Source organism: Shewanella oneidensis MR-1, assembly GCF_000146165.2.
Lineage (GTDB): Bacteria > Pseudomonadota > Gammaproteobacteria > Enterobacterales > Shewanellaceae > Shewanella > Shewanella oneidensis.
The window spans coordinates 17,313-38,249 of record NC_004349.1; the positions used below are offsets into that span (position 1 = coordinate 17,313).

Sequence of the window (20,937 nt, forward strand, 5' to 3'; positions counted from 1 at the left end):
GAGGCGACCCCAACCACATCCCAATTAATGGCTACCTGATTGGCACTAACGATTACGAAGCTCACCATGTCTTTGATATCTGGTACCGCAACACCTCAGCAGTGAAACCGACAGCCATCACCGGTGACATGCATAGTATCAATAAGGCCAACTTTGCGATCCTGCACTGGTTTGGTCTGCGCTTTGAACCTCATTTTACAGATCTGAATAAGCAACTGCAGGAGTTGTATTGCGCCAGAGACCCCTCTACATATAAAAAATGCTTGATCCAGCCCGCCGGACAGATTGACCTTGGCCTTATCTCCCGTGAAAAAAGCAATCTCGATCGCATTGTTGCCACGCTGGGGCTGAAAGAAATGACACAGGGAACGCTTGTCCGCAAACTGTGCACGTACACAACGACCAATCCGACAAGGCAGGCGCTATTCGAATATGACCGGCTGGTACGCAGCATATACACGTTGAAGTATCTCCGCGATCCGCAGCTGGAACGTAATATCCGGCGTTCCCAGAACCGGGTTGAGTCTTATCACCAGTTGCGTGCCGCAGTGGCCAAAGTCGGCGGTAAGAAAGAGTTAACCGGGAAAAATGACATTGAAACGGAGATCAGCAACCAGTGTGGACGGCTGATTTCCAACGCGATCGTTTATTACAACTCGGCGATCCTGTCGCGATTGCTGGAACGACTAGAAGCGGAAGGTAATGCCAAAGATATTGAGGCTCTGGCCCGGATATCACCGGTGGCTTGGCAGCACATTTTGCTGAACGGGCATTACACCTTTCAGAGCAGTAATGAGATTATTGATCTGGATGCGCTGGTTGCCGGGTTAAAATTGGGCTAACGGAAATTTCGGCGGTTCCGGCGTAGAACCCCAGTAAGCAATTCGGTAGGCTGCTATCGAGCTATGGTATCCGAGCCAGCATGGGTGATGTGGGTGCGTGTTGGGATAATGCCGTTGTTGAGCGATTCTTTGGCAGCTTAAAACACGATTGGATTTTTAAAGTTAATCAACCAACAAGGGAGTTTATGAGGCAAGATGTGACTGCTTACATGAAATATTACAACTTGGAACGGCTGCATTCTGCTAATGACGATCTGTCACCTGTAGAGTTTGAAAATTCTCAAGTAAAAGTGTCCAGTTTGGGTTGACCAGAACAATGTGCCCAGCAACAGGATGCTTTACATATCAGTACAGCCATTCTGATGTGCTGATTCTCCTATCTTCACATATTGTGTAAAAATCTACTTATCTAGTAATACATGGGTTGACACCTGCAACGTTACACGTTACGATTTGCTTGTTGCAGATTAACTACCTCCGACTATGTGAAATGCTTATTGAGCAATAAATTCAATGGTTCCGATTGGTATGGATATTTGGTAACTAAAATACTATGAAGGGATAATGTTATGAATTTATTTATAAAATCAATTAGCTATCAGATAGGGAGGATGCCACTTTGGCAATTAAAAGTTTTTCACATAAAAAGCTTAAACAATTCTATTTTAACGATGATGCGTCAGGGTTAAACCCTAATCATCTTAAAGCATTATCGTTTGCGTTGGACGCAATTGATTCGTCCCATCACCCTAAAGATTTGAAAGGAATTTATTCTCATAAATTTTCTGAAAAAAAAGGATCTGGTGAAGGGGTTTATAGTATTGAAATCAACGGAAATTGGCGATTGACGTTCCAGATAGATGATGATGGAGCAATATTGCTTGATTATGTTGATTATCATGGAAAGCAAATAAAGGCTAGATGAGCTTTAATTTGCCAAACATGCCACCATAAAAGTGGCATTTCCTCTTTTAAATAAGAGCGATATCTGGAGATAAAATGAGACAAATTAGAAAACCTTCGCATCCAGGTGAATTTTTCAAATTCACTGTTTTAGATGAAAGAGGGATATCTATAACGTCAGCAGCAGAGCATTTAGGCGTTACAAGAAAAGCCCTGAGTGAATTTGTAAATGGAAAGGCAAAATGTTCCCATGCCATGGCTCGTCGCCTTGCAGAAGCCACTGGTACTGGAGTTGCGATTTGGATCAATATGCAAGCTAAGCTAGATACTTGGGAGGCTGAAAACATGGATACACCATTGAATATAACGTCACTTCCTGAAGTTAATTACGGTTAGTTATACAGAAATTTAAAATGATAAAAAAAGAGCTATATAGCTCTTTTTTTATTTAAAGGATTGTACTGGTCAACCCAAACTGGACACTTTTACTTGAGAATTCTCAAACTCTACAGGTGACAGATCGTTATTAGCAGAATGAAGTCGCTCCAAGTTGTAATATTTGATGTAAGCCGTCACATCTTGCTTCATAAACTCCCTTGTTGGTTGAGCAACTTTAAAAATCCAATCGTGTTTCAAGCTACCAAAGAATCGCTCAACAACGGCATTATCCCAACACGCACCCACATCACCCATGCTGGCTCGGATACCATAGCTCGATAGCAGCCTACCGAATTGTTTACTGGTATATTGCGAGCCTCGGTCACTGTGAAATACCAGCCCTCGCGCTGGTTGTCGCAGGTTGTAGGCTTTTATTAATGCCTTGGATATCAAATCTGTGGTCATGCGTTTGTCTATGCGCCATCCCACAATCCGGCGTGAATATAAATCCATCACCACAGCTAAGTACATCCAGCCTTCACCCGTCTTTAAATAGGTCACGTCACCCGCCCAGACCTGATTAGCCGATACTGGATTAAAGTTCATGTTTAACAGGTTATCAGCCACTGCATCTGAGTGTTTTCGCTGTGTCGTCACCTTGTAAGCACATCGCTGGGTTGCTTTGAGTCGAAGGCGGTGCATAATTTTACGAACGAGATAGCGACCAACCTGGTAGCCTTCCTTGCGCAATTTCTTCACCATTTCACGATTCCCTAAGCTGCCTCGACTTTGCTTAAATAGCTGTCGAACAAGGCGATAAAGCTTCAGTGTTTCAACGCTTATCACGTTTGCAGGGCGTTTATGCCAATCGTAATAGCCTGACTTACTGACACTCATTACTCGACATAACAGTGTTATGGGAAACAGGTGAGATTGCAGTTTGATGAAACGAAATCTTACTTCATTTCTCTCGCAAAGAAGGCGCTTGCCTTTTTTAGAATTTCTTTTTCCATGCGTAATTCTTTGTTTTCTCTACGCAATCGCTTCAACTCATCACGCTCAGACTCTTCTAAGGTGATGCCTTGTTGCAGGGCTTCGTGTTTTTCCTTCCAGTTGTAAAGCAGGCTCGTGCTAACTCCAAGAGACTTTGCCGCATCGGCAACGCTATAACCTTGCTCCAGCACCATCAAGACGGCTTCATCTTTAAATGCCTGCGGATAACTCTTATGTGATTTTTTCAGACTCATATAGACCTCTTAATTTATTGACCATACTGTCTCAAAATTAAGTGTCCGATGGGATTAGACCAGAACAGGATTAAGCCTACCTGAGTTCGTTTAACTTGACTGCTTTAGCTATGGTAGAACGACTGCATTTAAGCAGACTCTGCACTTGTGACCAGCTTTTACCTTCATCAAGTAGTAACCGAATATTTTGCCTTAATCCATGGTCAGGCTGACGCCCAAGGTATTTGCCTAAGGTTTTGGCCTTTTCGATGCCTTGCGCTTGTCGCTTTCTTCTTGTCTCGTAATCATCTCTGGCCATTGCCGCGGCCAAATCAATCATGAACTCAGTCAGTACCTTTGCGATCATGGTATGTTCTTCTGTGCCACTTAAGATCCCATGTGTCATTGGTGTTCTGGTCTAATCCCATCGGACACTTAATTTTGAGACAGTATGGTCAATAAATTAAGAGGTCTATATGAGTCTGAAAAAATCACATAAGAGTTATCCGCAGGCATTTAAAGATGAAGCCGTCTTGATGGTGCTGGAGCAAGGTTATAGCGTTGCCGATGCGGCAAAGTCTCTTGGAGTTAGCACGAGCCTGCTTTACAACTGGAAGGAAAAACACGAAGCCCTGCAACAAGGCATCACCTTAGAAGAGTCTGAGCGTGATGAGTTGAAGCGATTGCGTAGAGAAAACAAAGAATTACGCATGGAGAAAGAAATTCTAAAAAAGGCAAGCGCCTTCTTTGCGAGAGAAATGAAGTAAGATTTCGTTTCATCAAACTGCAATCTCACCTGTTTCCCATAACACTGTTATGTCGAGTAATGAGTGTCAGTAAGTCAGGCTATTACGATTGGCATAAACGCCCTGCAAACGTGATAAGCGTTGAAACACTGAAGCTTTATCGCCTTGTTCGACAGCTATTTAAGCAAAGTCGAGGCAGCTTAGGGAATCGTGAAATGGTGAAGAAATTGCGCAAGGAAGGCTACCAGGTTGGTCGCTATCTCGTTCGTAAAATTATGCACCGCCTTCGACTCAAAGCAACCCAGCGATGTGCTTACAAGGTGACGACACAGCGAAAACACTCAGATGCAGTGGCTGATAACCTGTTAAACATGAACTTTAATCCAGTATCGGCTAATCAGGTCTGGGCGGGTGACGTGACCTATTTAAAGACGGGTGAAGGCTGGATGTACTTAGCTGTGGTGATGGATTTATATTCACGCCGGATTGTGGGATGGCGCATAGACAAACGCATGACCACAGATTTGATATCCAAGGCATTAATAAAAGCCTACAACCTGCGACAACCAGCGCGAGGGCTGGTATTTCACAGTGACCGAGGCTCGCAATATACCAGTAAACAATTCGGTAGGCTGCTATCGAGCTATGGTATCCGAGCCAGCATGGGTGATGTGGGTGCGTGTTGGGATAATGCCGTTGTTGAGCGATTCTTTGGTAGCTTGAAACACGATTGGATTTTTAAAGTTGCTCAACCAACAAGGGAGTTTATGAAGCAAGATGTGACGGCTTACATCAAATATTACAACTTGGAGCGACTTCATTCTGCTAATAACGATCTGTCACCTGTAGAGTTTGAGAATTCTCAAGTAAAAGTGTCCAGTTTGGGTTGACCAGTACAGTTTGATAATCTAACGTCGATTAATACGGCGTTTTGTCTTCGCGAAACCGAAGTAAAACAGCTCACAGGAGATTGGTCTTAAACTGGGCGTTCCCTTCGGTCGGGCTTTTCGCTTCGCTCCCCGCGATAACGTGATCCACTAATGGCAAGCAAGCTTGCCGTGGCTCTACGTTCCTGCTTGCCAATCCCTAACGCAACCACCAAGTCCCAAACCAAAGCAAATATCAAAGTCACAAGCACTGTCCGGTTCATTGCCGGCTAAAGTGTGAGTAAGCGTGCGCTTCTCTATCGCTTGTCATCGTTTCCCTGTCAATACCGTTCACGTCTGCGCTGTCACTTCTTATCTGTCTCATTTCACAACCTGCCCGCCAAGGGAGGCTTCGCCGCTGCGCGCCCTTGTCTGTCAGAACGTGAAATGAGTCAGGAAGTTAGGCGAAGACGAGAACGATATTTAAACGACAGGAAAACAAGCAATGACAAACTCAATTCAAGCGCAAGCAACTCACACTAAAGCCACCACTTTACCTGCCAGCCCAAAGACTCAAGCAGGCTCTCACAAGCCCGATATTGCTCAAAAATCGGCAACAGCGGCTAACGCTGTGGTGGCATTGGCTTCAACAGCAAAGCCAGTGTTACTGCAATTGCAGATTAACCAGTTGGTGTTGTCTGAGAAGAACGTGCGTAAAGAAAATGCGTCCAAGGCTGACGATGAACAGTTGTATGCCTCCATTTTGGCGCATGACATTTTACAAAATCTGATCGTCGAGCCCATGAACGCGCAAGGCTTATACCCTGTGTTGGGCGGTGGCCGTAGACTGAGACAGCTCATTAAAGCCGTCAAAAATAATAAGCTGAAACCGAAAACGCTTGTGCCTGTTAAGTTGCTGACAGCCGAAGATGTGGCCAACTATGCCACCGAGCTATCTATGACTGAAAACTTCACGCGCGCCAAGATGCACCCAGTCGATGAATTTCACGCTTTTGCTGACATGGTGAATAAGGGCGCTAGCATTGCTGATGTTGCGGCGCGGTTTGGCGTGACTGCGAAATTCGTGCAGCAGCGCATGAAATTAAGCATGGTCGCCCCTGTTGTGCTCGATGCGTACAAAGCGGGGAACGTGTCGCTTGATGTCGTGATGATATTCACGATTGCCAGTGTCGAAAAACAAGTCGAAGTGTGGGAGCTGGCAGGCGATAGACGTTACAACGAAAACCAGTTCCGCAATATGCTTAAAGACGCCGCTGTGAATGCTGATCACTATTTGGCTCAGTTTGTTGGCCAAGAAGAATACGAAAAAGCGGGCGGGGTTGTGACCTCAGACTTGTTCAGTGATGAAGTCTATCTTGATGATAAAGCGTTACTCGAATCATTAGCGATTGCAAAATTGGAGTTAGAAGGGGCAAAACTGGTTATGCAAGGCTGGAAATGGGCAGATTATAAGCTCGTATCTGAATACGATGAACTTGCAGGGTTTGGACGTCTTACCTTAAAAGAAGGGGAGTATGATCCCGCTGAAATGGCGCTAGCGGGGTGTTTGCTCGTGTTAAAAAGTTATGGTGAGCCTGTCAGTATCTATATGGGCTTGGTGCATAAGGACGATAAAAAGGCACTGGCACAATTACAAGCCAGCGTGCAATCAGACCCACTCAACGTGGGTGACGTGAAAAAAATTGAAGAAAAGGATACTAGCGGTTATTCCGCTGCGCTCAATGACGATTTACGGGCGCAGCGCCTGATTATCGCTAAACATGCGTTAATGAGTGCGCCAAGCGTTGCGCTTGATACGCTGCATTTCTCTGTCTGTGTAAGCGCGTTCACTGACTCACGTTATGGCAGCCGTCCACTGCATATCAGCGTTAACGACACCACTTGTCATCCTAAAACGGGATCGCTCACGGATAACAAAGCGGTGCAGTTAATCGAGGGTGTAAAAGCCAGCCTAAATTTAGCGTGGGTTGGTCTGCCAACGGTCGCTGAACGCTTTAACGCTTTTTGCGCCCTCGATGTAAAAGAGAAAGAAAAGCAGGTGGCTTACGCCACGGCTTCCATGTTCGAGGCGTCAATTGATAATAGTCATCAAGCGGTTGAGGCCGTGATATCTACGCTCGATGTGAAATGGTCTAACTACTGGCGACCGACTGCGGAAACCTTCTTTAAGCGCGTGAGCTTGTCTTGTCTAATTGATATGGCTCAGCCTGTCATGGGTGAGCAGTGGGCATTACAAGCCGCCGCACTCAAGAAAAAGGACTTAGCAAATCAGGTTGATAGCTTAGTGAACGGGGAGCGAAAAGGGCTAGATGATGCACAAAAAGCCTACTTTGATGCCTTGATGCCCGCTGGATTTTAAACCGCATACTGATGCAGATTTACCCTGTTAATTCAGGGTAAATCTGAGCAAAAATTAACTAAATAAATTGAGTTGTGTGTATGCGTGTGTATAATGATTCATCGGTTAACGCAGAGGTTTTACAATGCTATTTATGGTCGGGATCGAAAGCCCTGCTGATGAAATGCAGGCGTTTGGTATCGTTATCCCTGTATTTGAAAAATTAGGCTATGGCTGTTTTTCGGCGGCGGATAGCCAAGAAGAAATCTTGTTTAAGGCTAAAGAAGCCATTTTATTAACGGCTGAGGAAGTGATCAACGATGGTCATTTAGTCGATAGCTTGAATGAAGGTTATCGCGACTATCAGACATTGCATCCCAAGTTCGACCAATGGCTGGCCTTAGAGGTGCCACTAGAGGCGCTTAAAGCCAAACAGAAACGCCTCAATATCACATTGTCTGAATCGCAGATTGTACGTATCGATAGCTTTGTGGCGTTTCATCGCGAGTTCAAAGACCGTTCGGACTTCTTGGCCAAGGCGGCCGATAAGTTAATGAATAGCGCAGAGTCAGTAAGATCGTGTTCAAAAGTGGGAGATTGATATGGGCAAAGTAACCGGTATTCCATTTTCAGAGGTGAAAGCGCAGCTTATGGATAATCCCGAGGTTGTCGCGGCCTATGAGCAAGCCGTACAAGCCGATGAACCGATCCACATTATTCCAGTGCAACACAGTGAGGGCGTTATCATGCCAATCAACAATATCGTGAGTTGTACGCGCCAACCCAATCGGGCCAGTTTTTCCTTTGTGAATCTGTTTGGTGGCCATCACTATCCAGTGACGATGATTTTTATGCCCTCTGGCGCGGTGAATGTCGTTGTCGCGGGTGCGCGGTATCGATGCCAAGCAAACCAAGTGCAGCGCGTGATTGATGAGTCAGGGCTTGAGCATGAGGGCTTAGCGTGTTTGAAATATTCGATTGAAGCGGGGGAGTTGAATTTTCATATTCCCGCTGATGTTCACGAGCAGCTTAAAGAGCATCCAGAGTTTCAAAAATGCCGCCTCATCGAATGGGAAGATGAAGAAATGTGAGTGTTGCGATAACGACAAGGAGGATTAGGCATGTCTCAACGTGCGATAGAGATTGTGAAGATAAGTGATCTTAAGTCCGTCAAACAGGGCGAAGTGTTTGAGTGGTGTATTGATTACGAAGAGTTTCAATGGCGCAAGGGAGATAGCATTCTCAGAAGTCGCACGGGCGTCGATTCTCCTTGGGAAATTTGGCCGTTGACTGATAACACCAAAACCGCTGTTAATCGCAAAGTATTTACGCTGATAAAATGAAAGGACAAAGTGATGATGGCATTCTTGAATAATTTACTTGTACTAGCTCAGACTTGATCTGACAGTTACCAGTTTTATGCTGGTGTCTGTCAGATTAGATTCGAGTCAGATTCTTTTCGAGGGCGTTCAAAATTCTGTGTCAGGCTAATTTTTAAATTTCTAGCACGCTATCTAAACGTCCTTCAAAATAAATCGCTAACTGAGATAAACAAAGGCTCCAATTGTGGATTGGCATAGTCCATTTATCTGAGGCGTTTAATATGCCTGCGTAAAGTAGCTTCAACAAGCTATTTTCATTAGGAAATGCACCTTTGGTTTTGGTGAGCTTTCTAAATTGGCGATGTACAGCCTCAACCGCATTGGTCGTGTAAATCACTTTCCTGATATGTTCTGGGTACTTAAAATAATGGGACAAATTATGCCATTTGCGACGCCAAGAGTTGATTACCAACGGATAAGCATCACCCCATTTGGCCTCCAGTTCGTCCAATGCCATCTCTGCGGCTTCTTTACTCACGGCTCGATACACAGGCTTTAAATCAGCCATAAACGCTTTCTGATTTTTTGAGGCGACATACTTCATTGAGTTACGGATCTGGTGGATAACGCATAGCTGTGTTTCCGTATGAGGAAAGATACTGGCTATGGCCTCAGGGAAACCGGTCAAGCCGTCAACACAGGCGATAAGAATATCTTTTACACCACGATTATTAAGATCGGTCAGTACGGATAGCCAGTAATTAGCGCCTTCATTTTCGGATAAGTGAAGCCCTAAAATTTCCTTTTTTCCTTTCATATTAAGCGCTAACAATGTGTAAACGGCTTTACTGACGTAACGCCCATCCTCTTTGACTTTATAATGTATCGCATCAAGCCAAACGATAGGATAATGGCTATCTAATGGGCGCTGCTGCCACGCTTTAAGTTCGGGGATGAGTTTGTCAGTGATAGCACTGACTGTTGCGTTAGACACATTGAGCCCATACATATCTTCAACATGTTGATTAATATCGCGATAGCTCATACCTATACTGAACATCGATAACACTTTACGTTCGATTTCATCGGTTAGTGTAGTTTGATTTTTCTTAATCAACTGAGGCTCAAAGGTGCCATTGCGGTCTCTAGGCGCGTCTAACTCAAAGTTACCGGACGGATGCTTAATGGTCTTAGGGGTTTTGCCATTTTTACGATTAGGCTGAGGATCATGCGCTAAATGCTGCTCAAGCTCAGCCTGGAGAGCCGCTTCAGTGAGTTGCTTGATCAGTGGGCCAAGAATGCTGTCTTTACCTGTGAGGCTTTTACCTGATTGCAGATCTTTAAGGGCTTGTTCGAAGTTAAAAGGTTGGGTCATGTGTCATTCCTGTTTTTGAATATTTTACTGAAATGACACAGAATTATGAACACTACCGAAATAACGTGTAGCTTGATAGGTCGAATGGCTGTTAACCATACCTGTCAAAGACAAGGGCTTGGCTCAATATTGCTTATAGACGCAATCAAACGAATTATCCAAGCTTCCAGTGCTATCCCCATCCCTATGATTATTGTTCAAGCAAAGAACGAAGATGCTAGACGTTTTTATAGTGAGTTTGGTTTTGTATCCTTTCCTGATAATTATTTGAAACTCATGATGACACTGGCCCATGCTAAAGCAATGTTGAAAGAAGCTGAACATTAAAAAATAAGTAAAATAATTTAAATTTAGTGATGATGAAACCGCTTTAAATGAGCGGTTCATTGTTGATAATGTCTTGCCAATTGTCTGATAAATAATGGGGAAGGGGGGAACGATGATGCAAAATGCAATGACATTTAAGGGTTATCACGGCTCTGTAGAAATCAGCCCAGAGGATAATATTCTGTTTGGGCAGGTGTTATTCATTTCACCGTTGATCAACTATGAGGCCGAAACCGCCAAAGAGTTAGAGCAAGCATTTCAAGAGGCGATTAACGCTTATCTTGCTGATTGTGTTCAACAGGACATTCCGCCAGAGAAAGCCTTGGAAGGGATCGCGTAATATCAGCCTGAGCCATGTGATTTAAGCTCAGGCTGCCCCCTGTTAGTTCCCCGCAAAACGCGAAACAAGCGGCGGCTTCGCCGCCCTTTTCCGTTTATCTGACAATACCCCTTGGTGTGCTTTGAAACGTGTCTCGGCGGTCAATCTATTTACTCTGAGTGTCTATTGGCTGCTGTCGCGCTATGTCATCTAAAAACCACTGATGAACTTGGGCGTTCCCTTCGGTCGGGCTTTTCGCTTCGCTCCCCGCGATAACGTGATCCACTGATGGCAAGCAAGCTTGCCGTGGCTCTACGTTCCTGCTTGCCAATCCCTAACGCAACCGCCAAACCGCCAAGCACTGTACTGGTCAACCCAAACTGGACACTTTTACTTGAGAATTCTCAAACTCTACAGGTGACAGATCGTTATTAGCAGAATGAAGTCGCTCCAAGTTGTAATATTTGATGTAAGCCGTCACATCTTGCTTCATAAACTCCCTTGTTGGTTGAGCAACTTTAAAAATCCAATCGTGTTTCAAGCTACCAAAGAATCGCTCAACAACGGCATTATCCCAACACGCACCCACATCACCCATGCTGGCTCGGATACCATAGCTCGATAGCAGCCTACCGAATTGTTTACTGGTATATTGCGAGCCTCGGTCACTGTGAAATACCAGCCCTCGCGCTGGTTGTCGCAGGTTGTAGGCTTTTATTAATGCCTTGGATATCAAATCTGTGGTCATGCGTTTGTCTATGCGCCATCCCACAATCCGGCGTGAATATAAATCCATCACCACAGCTAAGTACATCCAGCCTTCACCCGTCTTTAAATAGGTCACGTCACCCGCCCAGACCTGATTAGCCGATACTGGATTAAAGTTCATGTTTAACAGGTTATCAGCCACTGCATCTGAGTGTTTTCGCTGTGTCGTCACCTTGTAAGCACATCGCTGGGTTGCTTTGAGTCGAAGGCGGTGCATAATTTTACGAACGAGATAGCGACCAACCTGGTAGCCTTCCTTGCGCAATTTCTTCACCATTTCACGATTCCCTAAGCTGCCTCGACTTTGCTTAAATAGCTGTCGAACAAGGCGATAAAGCTTCAGTGTTTCAACGCTTATCACGTTTGCAGGGCGTTTATGCCAATCGTAATAGCCTGACTTACTGACACTCATTACTCGACATAACAGTGTTATGGGAAACAGGTGAGATTGCAGTTTGATGAAACGAAATCTTACTTCATTTCTCTCGCAAAGAAGGCGCTTGCCTTTTTTAGAATTTCTTTCTCCATGCGTAATTCTTTGTTTTCTCTACGCAATCGCTTCAACTCATCACGCTCAGACTCTTCTAAGGTGATGCCTTGTTGCAGGGCTTCGTGTTTTTCCTTCCAGTTGTAAAGCAGGCTCGTGCTAACTCCAAGAGACTTTGCCGCATCGGCAACGCTATAACCTTGCTCCAGCACCATCAAGACGGCTTCATCTTTAAATGCCTGCGGATAACTCTTATGTGATTTTTTCAGACTCATATAGACCTCTTAATTTATTGACCATACTGTCTCAAAATTAAGTGTCCGATGGGATTAGACCAGAACAGATCGTTGATATAAATTTCTTTTGGAGCTGGTACGAGAAGGAATACTCAGAGCTAGAAATTTATGTAACCGTGATTGATGGTGTATTAACTAAAGTGCGTTTTTCTGATTGTCCCTATCATTTTTCTGACGATATCGTTTTGACCTTTGAAGAAGTCAAAGCGAAAAAGCCGCATTTTACCTATGCACAAGTTAAACAGGCATTGTTAGACGGCTATTTATGCCCGTTGTCGAACGATTCAAAAGCGCCAGAGCCAACACCACCAAACGATGACAACACCCGCAAAGTGGTTAGTTTTGGCGATTTCCAAGATCGCCTAGAAAGCAAGCGCGACCGCTTAGAGAACGCCTCAAGCAAAGCGGCGGCAGAATCAAACAAATTTTATGAGTCGTCTAGAAGCCTTGCTTCTTGTATTCCGTTCGGCCAGCCGATTTTAGTGGGGCACCATAGCGAGGGACGCGCTAGACGCCACGCAGACAAGATTTTTAATGATATGGGTAAATCTGTTGCGGCAAGCAAAAAAGCGGGTTATTACGCTGACAGAGCGGCCAGCGTTGGCACTAATGGCATTGCATCGGATGATCCCGAAGCTATCGCCAAACTAAAAGAAAAACTCGCAGGCTTGGAGCGTTCACAAGAAACGATGAAAGCGATCAATAAAGTTATCCGCTCTAAGCATATGACGGACGCCGACAAAATCGAGTACATGACGCAAACGCATAAGCTAACCGAAAAAGAAGCGGAAGAATTACTAAAGGGGGATTTTTGCGGTCGGGTAGGGTTTGCTAGTTACTCAATCGCAAATAACAGCGCGACTATTCGCACCGTAAGGGATCGAATTGAAGATTTGGAAAAGTTACACAATCAAGAGGCACTGAGTGCAAGCGGCAAAATTGAGGGGCTTTCTTGGGCGTTATATGAGGAAGATGGACGCATTAAAATCACTTTTGATGATATACCTAGCGAGGCGCTACGGTTAACAATAAAAAACTATGCTTTTAAATGGTCGCGATATTCTAAAGCTTGGGTTCGTAAAATAACACCTAATGCCATTTATAGCGCAAAACAGTTAATCGGTAAGCTTACCGAAAATTAGCAATAGAAAAGGGGGGAAGGTCTTGCCCCCTTTTTTAAATGTATTTTTTCTTACTCATTCTTCGCAAGAAAAAATTTTGTCGTGTATGCCTGCTAGCCATTGCGGATTTACTCATTAAGTATTACAATGTAATACTTAATGGCGAGTGAATAGGAGGCTTTAAATGCAACGCATCTATGAGTTAAAAAAATCGGGTAATTCAACAGTGATTAGGATCCCTTACGATGAACTTAAAGCGAATGATTGCGCTGCTGGGGATAAAGTCATTATGAGTTTTCACAAGGTTAAAACACCTAGAGAGAATTGGTTTAATAAAGTATCAGCGGCTCAGGCGCAAGAAGAAGTCGAGTTAATGAATAAAGATTTTTCAAATGTGGATTTAGAATTGACGGACGAGTGGGGCACTGAATGGTAAATCAATTTGATGTAGTGTTGATTGATCTTAACCCTACCGTTGGAGCCGAAATTAATAAAACTAGGCCCTGTGTGGTTATTTCACCTGATGATATAAACCAGCATCTTAGAACCGTTATTATTGCGCCTTTAACGTCAACCCCTAGAGGTTGGCCATTTAGACCCGTAGTCCAAGGCAGTAAAGTTAAAAGTGAGGTTGCAATAGACCAGATGCGAGCAGTCGATAAAAATAGGATTATAAAAAAACTTGGACAGCTAACCGCTATAGAATCAAATTTAGTTGCGTCAGTTGTTAAAGAGTTTTTCGAATAAGTTACAAAATCAAGTGTTATCACTGATATCAAAAAAGTGGTGAATTACTTTAGTTTAATAGACTTCGCTTCCCCCTAACCTTATGTAAGGAGTTTTTTCATCCTTGCGTAAGCCTTAGAACTTAACTATTAAGAGGCTTAACTTGTGAGTAAATTTTTATTTATAACGTTGCTAGCAGTAATTAGTGCAAGTTTTACTACACATGCAAATGACTATTTCGTTTCGATTAATGTATTAGACAGCCAAAAACAAAGCCTATCCATTCCTTTGACATTGATAGCATCAGAGCCGGCAGGTTATAAGTCTGATTTAGAAAAAATACCGTATCCTGTCAAAGAGTGTTCATCGAGTAATGGTAAAATAACAGAACGTTTTTACGGCAAAGAGTTTAAACGTGGTTATGCAATCAATTTTTCTTCTGGTCTTCCAGATAAAGAATTTAAGGTAACGGAGTATTTAATAGATGATAAGGAATATCCATTATATGATTTTAAAAAAGATTGTTTTGCTAATCAGGTGGTACAGATAGTGAATGAATATTCTTTTACTTTGAACGTGCTACAAGCCACATCAAAAATCGTTGAGCTACAAAGTGGTGGGGAAGTAAGCATAATGGTTCATGCTTCTAAATAGTCGTTAGCTCCTTTCACTCATTGCCTGCTTGCAGGTGTTGAATTTGTGGAACTGGACTAAGGCCGACAGAACACCAACCACCGCATTATTGGCAAGCGAATATTAAGCCGCCACGCTTGCAGAAAACGCACTCATTGAGTGCGTTTTTTTTGGCCTGAAAATCCCCCGATACCTTTGCCGCTTCATACGGCAGCCGCCTAGCAAAAATCGAAAATCCCCAAAAAATCCCCAAAAAATGAAAAGTGCAAAATCCTGGCGAAATAGTGAAGTTGGAACCTTGAGAATAAGATCAGACCAGACCACACCCCACGCCCCAAGGGAATGGTTGTTTGTTGAGTTTAGTGCATTGATTTTAATGTGTTTTATTGTTTTTTCTCAGTGAAATTTAATGCGTTTTTTACGTGTTTTTAGCCCGAAAATGGTTCGAAAACACCTCATGAATGCCACCTTACTGAACGAGGAAAACCTATGCCGAGTATTAAACTACAACAGTCAATGATAGATAATTTACCCACACCACAGAAAATAACGGTGTTTTACGATAAATATTTTCCCGCTTTTTTTATGCGAGCCTATCCCTCTGGTATTCGGTGTTATTACGTTCGTTTCCAGTATCAAGGCTTGCGACAACTTCATGTTATCGGCAATGCAAATGATATCACGCTTGATGATGCGCGACTTGAGGCAAGAAAGCACATAGATGCGTTACGTTATGGGGTGGTGAGTGAACCTGTACCCTCCCTTACGCTCTGTGCGTTCGCTGAAGAGTTTTTTCCAAGATATGCCCGTCATTGGAAGCCCTCGACATTACTCAATAGCCAGCGTGGTTTTACGCGGCATATCGCCCCTGTGTTGGGTGATGTTCCGCTTGCAGCGTTGACACGACAACACATAGAGCAGTGGTTTGATGGTATGCATGCCTCGAAAGGCATGGCTAATCGCTTGTTGCCGTTGTTGTCGGTAATGATGCAGCAAGCTGAAGTGTATGAGTATCGTCCAGCGCAAAGTAACCCTTGCAAAGGCTTTAAGCGGTATAAATCTACGCACAGTGAGCGTTATTTATCTGAGGAAGAACTCAAGCGGCTATGGTTGGCTTTAGATAGCCACGAAAAAGCGTCACCCGTTGCGGTGATGGTCTTACGGTTACTCATCCTGACGGGTTGTCGCTGTAACGAAGTGTGCTCCGTCAAATGGGCTGATTATCGGCAAGGGCATTGGTATTTGCCCGACAGTAAAACAGGCGCGAAAACGGTGTTTCTGTCTTCCTTTGCGCGGGAGTTGCTGAGTGATTGGCCGCAAGTCAGCGAGCATCTTTTTTGGCATCAATCACCTTCACAGCCGTTTACTCCTGCTTGTTTAGACCGATTTTGGCGGCCATTTCGCGAGACAATTCATCTAAATGATGTTCGCATCCATGACTTACGCCACACCTACGCCAGTATTGCAGTAAAGCACAATATCAACATCCTCACGATTGGCCGCTTATTAGGGCATGCCTTGCCTGAAACAACCTTAAAGTACACACACCTTGCTAAACGTGATGTTCAACAGGCGGCAAATGTCGTTTCTCAACTCATTGCAGGGGAGATGCAACGATGAAAATAGTGAAATTAACACAAGTGTTTATTCGGTCATTAGCTCGTCAAACACGCGCCTACACCATTCAAGACAGTCTCTGTCATGGCCTTGGCGTTAAAGTGATGCCCGATAAACCGATGCAGTACGTTATTAGCCGCCTTATTGATAATCGGACACGCACACGCATTCTTGCGCCTGTTAGTGCGCTAACGGTTAAAGCGGCACGGGAGAAAGCAACAGGGCAGCTTCAAGCATGGCGAGAGGAACACACTCAACCGAGCATGAGTGCTTCCCCCCGTTTTGATGTGTTTGTTGAACAAACATGGAAGCCGATGATTTTTGAACACTGGAAACCCAGTACAAAACGGTCAGTCTTGCCCGCGCTGAATAGACGCTTGTTAGCACATTTTGGCCGTTACCCGTTGCACATGATTAACCATAAGATGGTGCAAGCATGGTTTGATGAGATTAGTAAAACGCGCAAAGGTGCCGCTAACCGTAACCTTGATACATTGCAATCCGTTTTCAAGTTAGCATTGAGGCAGGGGCATTGCCTGACGAATCCCTGTATTGGTATTCGGCAAAACAAAAGGCGGGTATTAAATCGCTTTTTGAGTGTTGCTGAAATGCAGCGTTTATCTGTGGCGCTTGATGAATGTGAAGCGGTCGGCGGCAGTATTGCTCAATGTGCTGATGTTTTGCGGCTTTTACTGCTAACAGGCTGCCGATTATCGGAAATCACTTTTTTAAAAGGGGAGTACGTGCGCGGCAATGAATTGCATTTACCTGACAGTAAAACGGGGGCAAAAGTGCTTTATATTGGTCAAGCCGCAGTTGACATATTAAGTCGCTATCACTGTAAGGCCAATACAGAACTTTTTCCGATGAAACAGGGCGCTTCCACCTCATTGGTACAGTCGCTATGGCTAAGGTTGCGAAAACAGATAGGGGTTGAAGATGTGAGATTGCATGATTTACGGCATACCTTTGCAAGTTATGCCGTCATGGACGGATGCAGTATTCCGATGGTGGCCTCTTTACTGGGGCATAAAAAAGTCACAATGACATTACGATATACCCATGTAGGGGATGATAGCGTAGAGCAAGCCTCTGAGGTTATTGGGGCTGTCTTCAAAGGCATTTTTACTCAGCCTGAGCCCCCTAAGCCCTTAATCCCCCGAACTAATGAGACTCCCATGCCAGCCGTAAAAGTAAAGCAAAAGCGTCTGCCAGAAAGAAAACCAACAGCGAAGCCAAAGCCTAAAGCGGTGAAGAAAGTGAAGCAAGTTAAACCATTACAGAAACTGCCCACTTTAACTAAAGAGGAACTTCGTGCGATACAACGGTTTAGGGATAGTGAGCTTTTTGATAGAGTGAAAATTGGCTAATTGTAATGTTATTGTTCTATCGCCTGTTACGGCAAGGGATCAATAGTCGTCGCTAGCCAACTGCCAGTGGGCAAAACTGAGACAGGCGGGTTCACCGCGCGGTGAAAGTGATGGTAACGGGTGAATCTGCGAAAACAAGGATCAAAGTTGATTTATGCCGATAAAGCTGAGGAAAACTGATAGGTTGATAGCGGGAAGAAAAATCGTGATTGGCATGATGTTATTAGCCAATATTTCAGCCATAAAATTGGTTTGACTGAAGTTGGTCTGATTATAGCTTGCAAATATTTAGGTTGAAAAACGTTTACGCAATCGCCCTTATGATTTTGGATGCTGGAAGTGAAATATTTACAGACTTTACGGGGGTTGTTAAATTATGGTTTGATATAATTTGGTCAAACACTCTTTTTGTTGGTATATTTGAATTTTTGTATTGCTATGTGAATATTAATGCAATCACAATTGCTATTTTCTTTATTGTACTCAAGGTGAATGATATTAATGTATATCGTTTTAGTCTTGGGAATAAATCTCGGCAAATTGGTACTTTGCCATAGTATAATGAACATTTGTTTATTGGGAGTAAAATAGTTTTTAATTTATAGTCTTTTTCATTGATTTTGATGTTGAAGGTTTTGTATGGTAACCAAAGAAATTGGTGGAATATTAGTATGTCGTCTTTTTTGCACGAAAGCTCGCCAGTAACTATTTTGTACTTAAAGCTAAAGGTTTCATCGTTAATTTTTACATCTTTCTCATAAGAGAGCATTTTACGAAAATCCCTATTAGGAAACAAAGCCGTCTCACGTTAATCGGTGGTGAAACATTTTGGCTGAAAATAATTTAGCTCAAATCTAATCTTACGGAGGCACCAGAGAAATATGCGACTGTCAGATCAGATCTGAGTAAATACACATAAAAGTTACTTAAATCCAATTTTCCGATTTAAAAAATCAACTATTTTCTTATTGGCCTCACCTATATTTTCTTGCTTATAAAATCCGTGACCTTCTTTGTCTTTTATAAGTTTCTCATAAGGGATATTTGCTTTATCTAATGCCTTCATTAAAGCGTTAGCGTGCTCAATAGACGCTCTTTTATCTTCTTCGCCATGGATAATGAGTACTGAGGCCTTAAGCATATCGACAAAATGCACAGGGGATTGAGATTTTAATGCCGCTTTATCTGTACCGAGAGTTTTATCTAAATAAGCATCACCCCAACTGGTATCTTTCACATCGCCTTCGTTATATAACATTTCTAAATCGTAAACCCCAGCATAACCAATTGCACATTTAAAGGTATCAGGGTAGCGAGTCGCACTCTGCAAAGCACTATATCCACCAAAACTAATACCTAAAATACACATCCGATTTTCATCTGCAATACCTTGTTGTATGGCATATTGTGTTGCCAGCATTATATCGTCTTGAATTTTAGTGCCCCATTTTCCATAACCCGCTTCTTCAAAGTTTTTACCATAACCGGTTGAGCCCCTAAAGTTCACTTGCACCACAGCAAAACCTTGATTAGCCAGCATTTGCACTAATGGGTCGAATCCCCAATAATCACGAGCGTGTGGGCCACCATGGGGCAAGATAACTGTAGGTAAATTTGTTTTTTTATCTTTAGGCAAAGTCATCAATCCATTTAAGGTAAAACCATCCTTTGTTTTGATTCTAAAAGGTTCTGTTTCTGCCATTTCCTTGGCATTTATCCAGCCTCTACTGCTCATTAAAAAGCGCGCTTTCATTTGAGTGGTATCAAAAAGATAAAAATCACCTGGATTGCGATCACTACTCACATGCACAATAGCCTGTTTACCATCCTCAGTGATACTGCTAACCAGTACGCTATCACCATTAAAAGCATCGACTAAGGACTTGTGTAGCTTAGCGTCGACTGAGTCAGGTTTGAGATAAAGGTAATTAGGATAATCTTCATCTATCCGTAATCCATATACCTCATTCAATTGACTACCGATAGCATAAGTTGGATCAACCATCTCACTTTGATATAACTTAGTTTCTTTTTTAGTCGATAAATCATAGTGATATAAGCCTTTTGGTCCATCATCTGTGCTCTTTAAGGCATAAATACTTTGATTATCCGCAGCAAAAGCGATTGGCTCAAATGCCCCTGCAAATTTATCACCAAAGAGTTGCCAATCATCGCCTTGCCCTTTGCTATAGTAAAGTTGCGTAGTAAATTTATCATCAGTCCCTGCAACAAAACGCGGGACTCCAGCATGATCGATTAAAAACTGACTATAAGCTAAAGGCGCACGCTTGATTCGACGGGTTTTTCCTGAATATATATTGAGCTTTACAATTTCTGGAATCACATCCGTACGTCGACTTAAAGCTTGAGAGCGGATTAACACATGTTGATCATCCCCTTTCAGGTTATCAACTAAAAAACCGCCATTGCTTGTCGGTGTTTTGGCTCGGTAACCATAGATCATTGCTCCTTTCTTACCATCAAAATTGACAGCATAGATTTCACCATAATTTAATGGTTTTTCTAATGAGCCTCTAACCTGTTCAACCTGCACAATCACTCGTTCATTGTTGACCCAGTAGTAATCTGCAACTTGATCGCGCTTGTCTCCACCCAGCGCAAAAATGACCTTAAAAGTGTCACTATCTAAAAATGCTAAAGTTTTACGGCCTTCAGTATTAACTAATGTGGCAAGGTATTTCCCATCCGGTGATATTTTTACATCATAAAACTCAGGATGACGGGAAAAATCATTAATAGTCACCGCTTGGATGGAAAAACTGAAAAATATAGAAATCAATAATACTTTTAATATCACAATAACTTCTTTATAAAATAAATGAATTTTCATAAAACTCTCATTTAAACTATTAAACACAAAGGTAATAATGCTTATAGTGTAACCCCTTATCATCTTTACTAATGGAATGATCATCTTATTAATTAGTTAGATTTGCCTAATAAATCTACTGAATACTAATCAGTAGGTGATTTATGAAATCCAGTTTAAAATAAGTTTGATTACATTTCAAATGCATGCTTAATAAGTTACTACAAAAATTATTGCTAAATTATTTTTTTATGTTGTTATTATCAATTTCATGAAATCTATGCAACGCTCTATATTTTATTATCAACTTATGATAAAGGCAGCCGATAAAAAATGAAAGGAACAATAAAAACAAGCAAATCAGTTTTATTGCTACAGAGCAGTCAAATAAGAAATAATATAGTACAGAACTAATGAGTAAATAGA

Annotated in this window: 19 protein-coding genes and 3 pseudogenes; 17 read left to right on the forward strand and 5 right to left on the reverse strand. The window is 42.9% G+C overall.

Features of this window, described 5'->3' with window-relative positions; all coding sequences use genetic code 11:
- Positions 1-11 precede the first annotated feature (11 nt).
- From SO_RS22235 to SO_RS22250, 4 genes and pseudogenes are all read left to right on the forward strand, one after another.
- Positions 12-842, forward strand: a pseudogene (locus SO_RS22235) (Tn3 family transposase); the annotation flags it as partial.
- A 32-nt stretch (positions 843-874) separates the two neighbouring features.
- Positions 875-1,150, forward strand: a pseudogene (locus tag SO_RS22240) (integrase core domain-containing protein); the annotation flags it as partial.
- Positions 1,151-1,461: 311 nt separating this feature from the next.
- Positions 1,462-1,767, forward strand: coding sequence for a type II toxin-antitoxin system RelE/ParE family toxin (locus SO_RS22245; RefSeq protein ID WP_011074360.1), 306 nt, complete (start codon positions 1,462-1,464; stop codon positions 1,765-1,767).
- Between the two features lie 74 nt (positions 1,768-1,841).
- On the forward strand, positions 1,842-2,141 hold the full coding sequence (locus SO_RS22250) for a HigA family addiction module antitoxin (RefSeq protein WP_011074361.1): 300 nt from the start codon (positions 1,842-1,844) through the stop codon (positions 2,139-2,141).
- A gap of 69 nt (positions 2,142-2,210) precedes the next feature.
- Here the strand turns inward: SO_RS22250 and SO_RS22255 are convergent.
- A protein-coding gene (locus SO_RS22255; RefSeq protein ID WP_141135407.1) for an IS3-like element ISSod1 family transposase occupies positions 2,211-3,370 on the reverse strand; the annotation gives its coding sequence in 2 pieces (ribosomal slippage) (positions 2,211-3,121 and positions 3,121-3,370; 1,161 coding nt in all).
- A gap of 76 nt (positions 3,371-3,446) precedes the next feature.
- Positions 3,447-3,758: pseudogene (locus tag SO_RS22260) on the reverse strand (recombinase family protein); the annotation flags it as partial.
- 67 nt (positions 3,759-3,825) lie between these two features.
- Between SO_RS22260 and SO_RS22265 the strand changes: the two are divergent.
- From SO_RS22265 to SO_RS22285, 5 genes are all read left to right on the forward strand, one after another.
- Positions 3,826-4,985, forward strand: a protein-coding gene (locus tag SO_RS22265) for an IS3-like element ISSod1 family transposase (protein ID WP_141135407.1) whose coding sequence is annotated in 2 segments (ribosomal slippage) — positions 3,826-4,075 and positions 4,075-4,985 — 1,161 coding nt in all. Because the reading frame shifts where the segments join, the coding sequence is not laid out codon by codon here.
- Between the two features lie 481 nt (positions 4,986-5,466).
- Positions 5,467-7,341, forward strand: coding sequence for a ParB/RepB/Spo0J family partition protein (locus tag SO_RS22270; RefSeq protein ID WP_011074367.1), 1,875 nt, complete (start codon positions 5,467-5,469; stop codon positions 7,339-7,341).
- 124 nt (positions 7,342-7,465) lie between these two features.
- A complete protein-coding gene (locus tag SO_RS22275; protein ID WP_011074368.1) occupies positions 7,466-7,921 on the forward strand; it encodes a type II toxin-antitoxin system HicB family antitoxin in 456 nt (151 codons plus the stop codon).
- 1 nt (position 7,922) lies between these two features.
- Positions 7,923-8,411, forward strand: a complete 489-nt coding sequence (locus SO_RS22280) for a hypothetical protein (protein ID WP_011074369.1) — start codon at positions 7,923-7,925, stop codon at positions 8,409-8,411.
- Between the two features lie 30 nt (positions 8,412-8,441).
- Positions 8,442-8,663 (forward strand): hypothetical protein, encoded by a 222-nt coding sequence (locus SO_RS22285; RefSeq protein ID WP_011074370.1) that lies wholly within the window; start codon positions 8,442-8,444, stop codon positions 8,661-8,663.
- A gap of 151 nt (positions 8,664-8,814) precedes the next feature.
- On the opposite strand, the gene SO_RS22290 is transcribed toward SO_RS22285, so the two are convergent.
- Positions 8,815-10,017 (reverse strand): IS256-like element ISSod4 family transposase, encoded by a 1,203-nt coding sequence (locus tag SO_RS22290; protein ID WP_005054087.1) that lies wholly within the window; start codon positions 10,015-10,017, stop codon positions 8,815-8,817.
- A gap of 45 nt (positions 10,018-10,062) precedes the next feature.
- Between SO_RS22290 and SO_RS22295 the strand changes: the two genes are divergently transcribed.
- Both SO_RS22295 and SO_RS22300 read left to right on the forward strand, forming a co-directional pair.
- Positions 10,063-10,344 (forward strand): GNAT family N-acetyltransferase, encoded by a 282-nt coding sequence (locus SO_RS22295; protein WP_238560619.1) that lies wholly within the window; start codon positions 10,063-10,065, stop codon positions 10,342-10,344.
- A gap of 112 nt (positions 10,345-10,456) precedes the next feature.
- Complete coding sequence (locus tag SO_RS22300; RefSeq protein ID WP_011979515.1) at positions 10,457-10,684, forward strand: type II toxin-antitoxin system HicB family antitoxin; 228 nt, start codon at positions 10,457-10,459, stop codon at positions 10,682-10,684.
- A gap of 349 nt (positions 10,685-11,033) precedes the next feature.
- On the opposite strand, the gene SO_RS22305 is transcribed toward SO_RS22300, so the two are convergent.
- Positions 11,034-12,193, reverse strand: a protein-coding gene (locus SO_RS22305) for an IS3-like element ISSod1 family transposase (protein WP_141135407.1) whose coding sequence is annotated in 2 segments (ribosomal slippage) — positions 11,034-11,944 and positions 11,944-12,193 — 1,161 coding nt in all. Because the reading frame shifts where the segments join, the coding sequence is not laid out codon by codon here.
- A 41-nt stretch (positions 12,194-12,234) separates the two neighbouring features.
- Between SO_RS22305 and SO_RS22310 the strand changes: the two genes are divergently transcribed.
- From SO_RS22310 to SO_RS22335, 6 genes are all read left to right on the forward strand, one after another.
- Complete coding sequence (locus SO_RS22310) at positions 12,235-13,356, forward strand: DUF3560 domain-containing protein (protein WP_238560620.1); 1,122 nt, start codon at positions 12,235-12,237, stop codon at positions 13,354-13,356.
- Positions 13,357-13,519: 163 nt separating this feature from the next.
- Entirely contained in the window at positions 13,520-13,771 is a 252-nt protein-coding gene (locus tag SO_RS22315; RefSeq protein WP_011074373.1) for an antitoxin, read from the forward strand.
- On the forward strand, positions 13,765-14,082 hold the full coding sequence (locus SO_RS22320) for a type II toxin-antitoxin system PemK/MazF family toxin (protein WP_011074374.1): 318 nt from the start codon (positions 13,765-13,767) through the stop codon (positions 14,080-14,082). The genes SO_RS22315 and SO_RS22320 overlap by 7 nt, the downstream gene beginning before the upstream one ends.
- Positions 14,083-14,226: 144 nt before the next feature.
- The gene (locus SO_RS22325) at positions 14,227-14,715 is read left to right on the forward strand and encodes a hypothetical protein (protein ID WP_011074375.1); all 489 of its coding nucleotides are present in this window, start codon (positions 14,227-14,229) and stop codon (positions 14,713-14,715) included.
- A 468-nt stretch (positions 14,716-15,183) separates the two neighbouring features.
- Positions 15,184-16,314 carry a tyrosine-type recombinase/integrase gene (locus SO_RS22330; RefSeq protein ID WP_011074377.1) on the forward strand — a complete coding sequence of 377 codons (1,131 nt, stop codon included), beginning with the start codon at positions 15,184-15,186 and terminating at the stop codon, positions 16,312-16,314.
- Complete coding sequence (locus SO_RS22335; protein WP_011074378.1) at positions 16,311-17,681, forward strand: tyrosine-type recombinase/integrase; 1,371 nt, start codon at positions 16,311-16,313, stop codon at positions 17,679-17,681. Before SO_RS22330 ends, SO_RS22335 begins: the two co-directional genes overlap by 4 nt.
- A 922-nt stretch (positions 17,682-18,603) precedes the next feature.
- Here the strand turns inward: SO_RS22335 and SO_RS22340 are convergent.
- Entirely contained in the window at positions 18,604-20,532 is a 1,929-nt protein-coding gene (locus SO_RS22340; protein WP_011074381.1) for an alpha/beta hydrolase family protein, read from the reverse strand.
- Positions 20,533-20,937 lie beyond the last annotated feature (405 nt).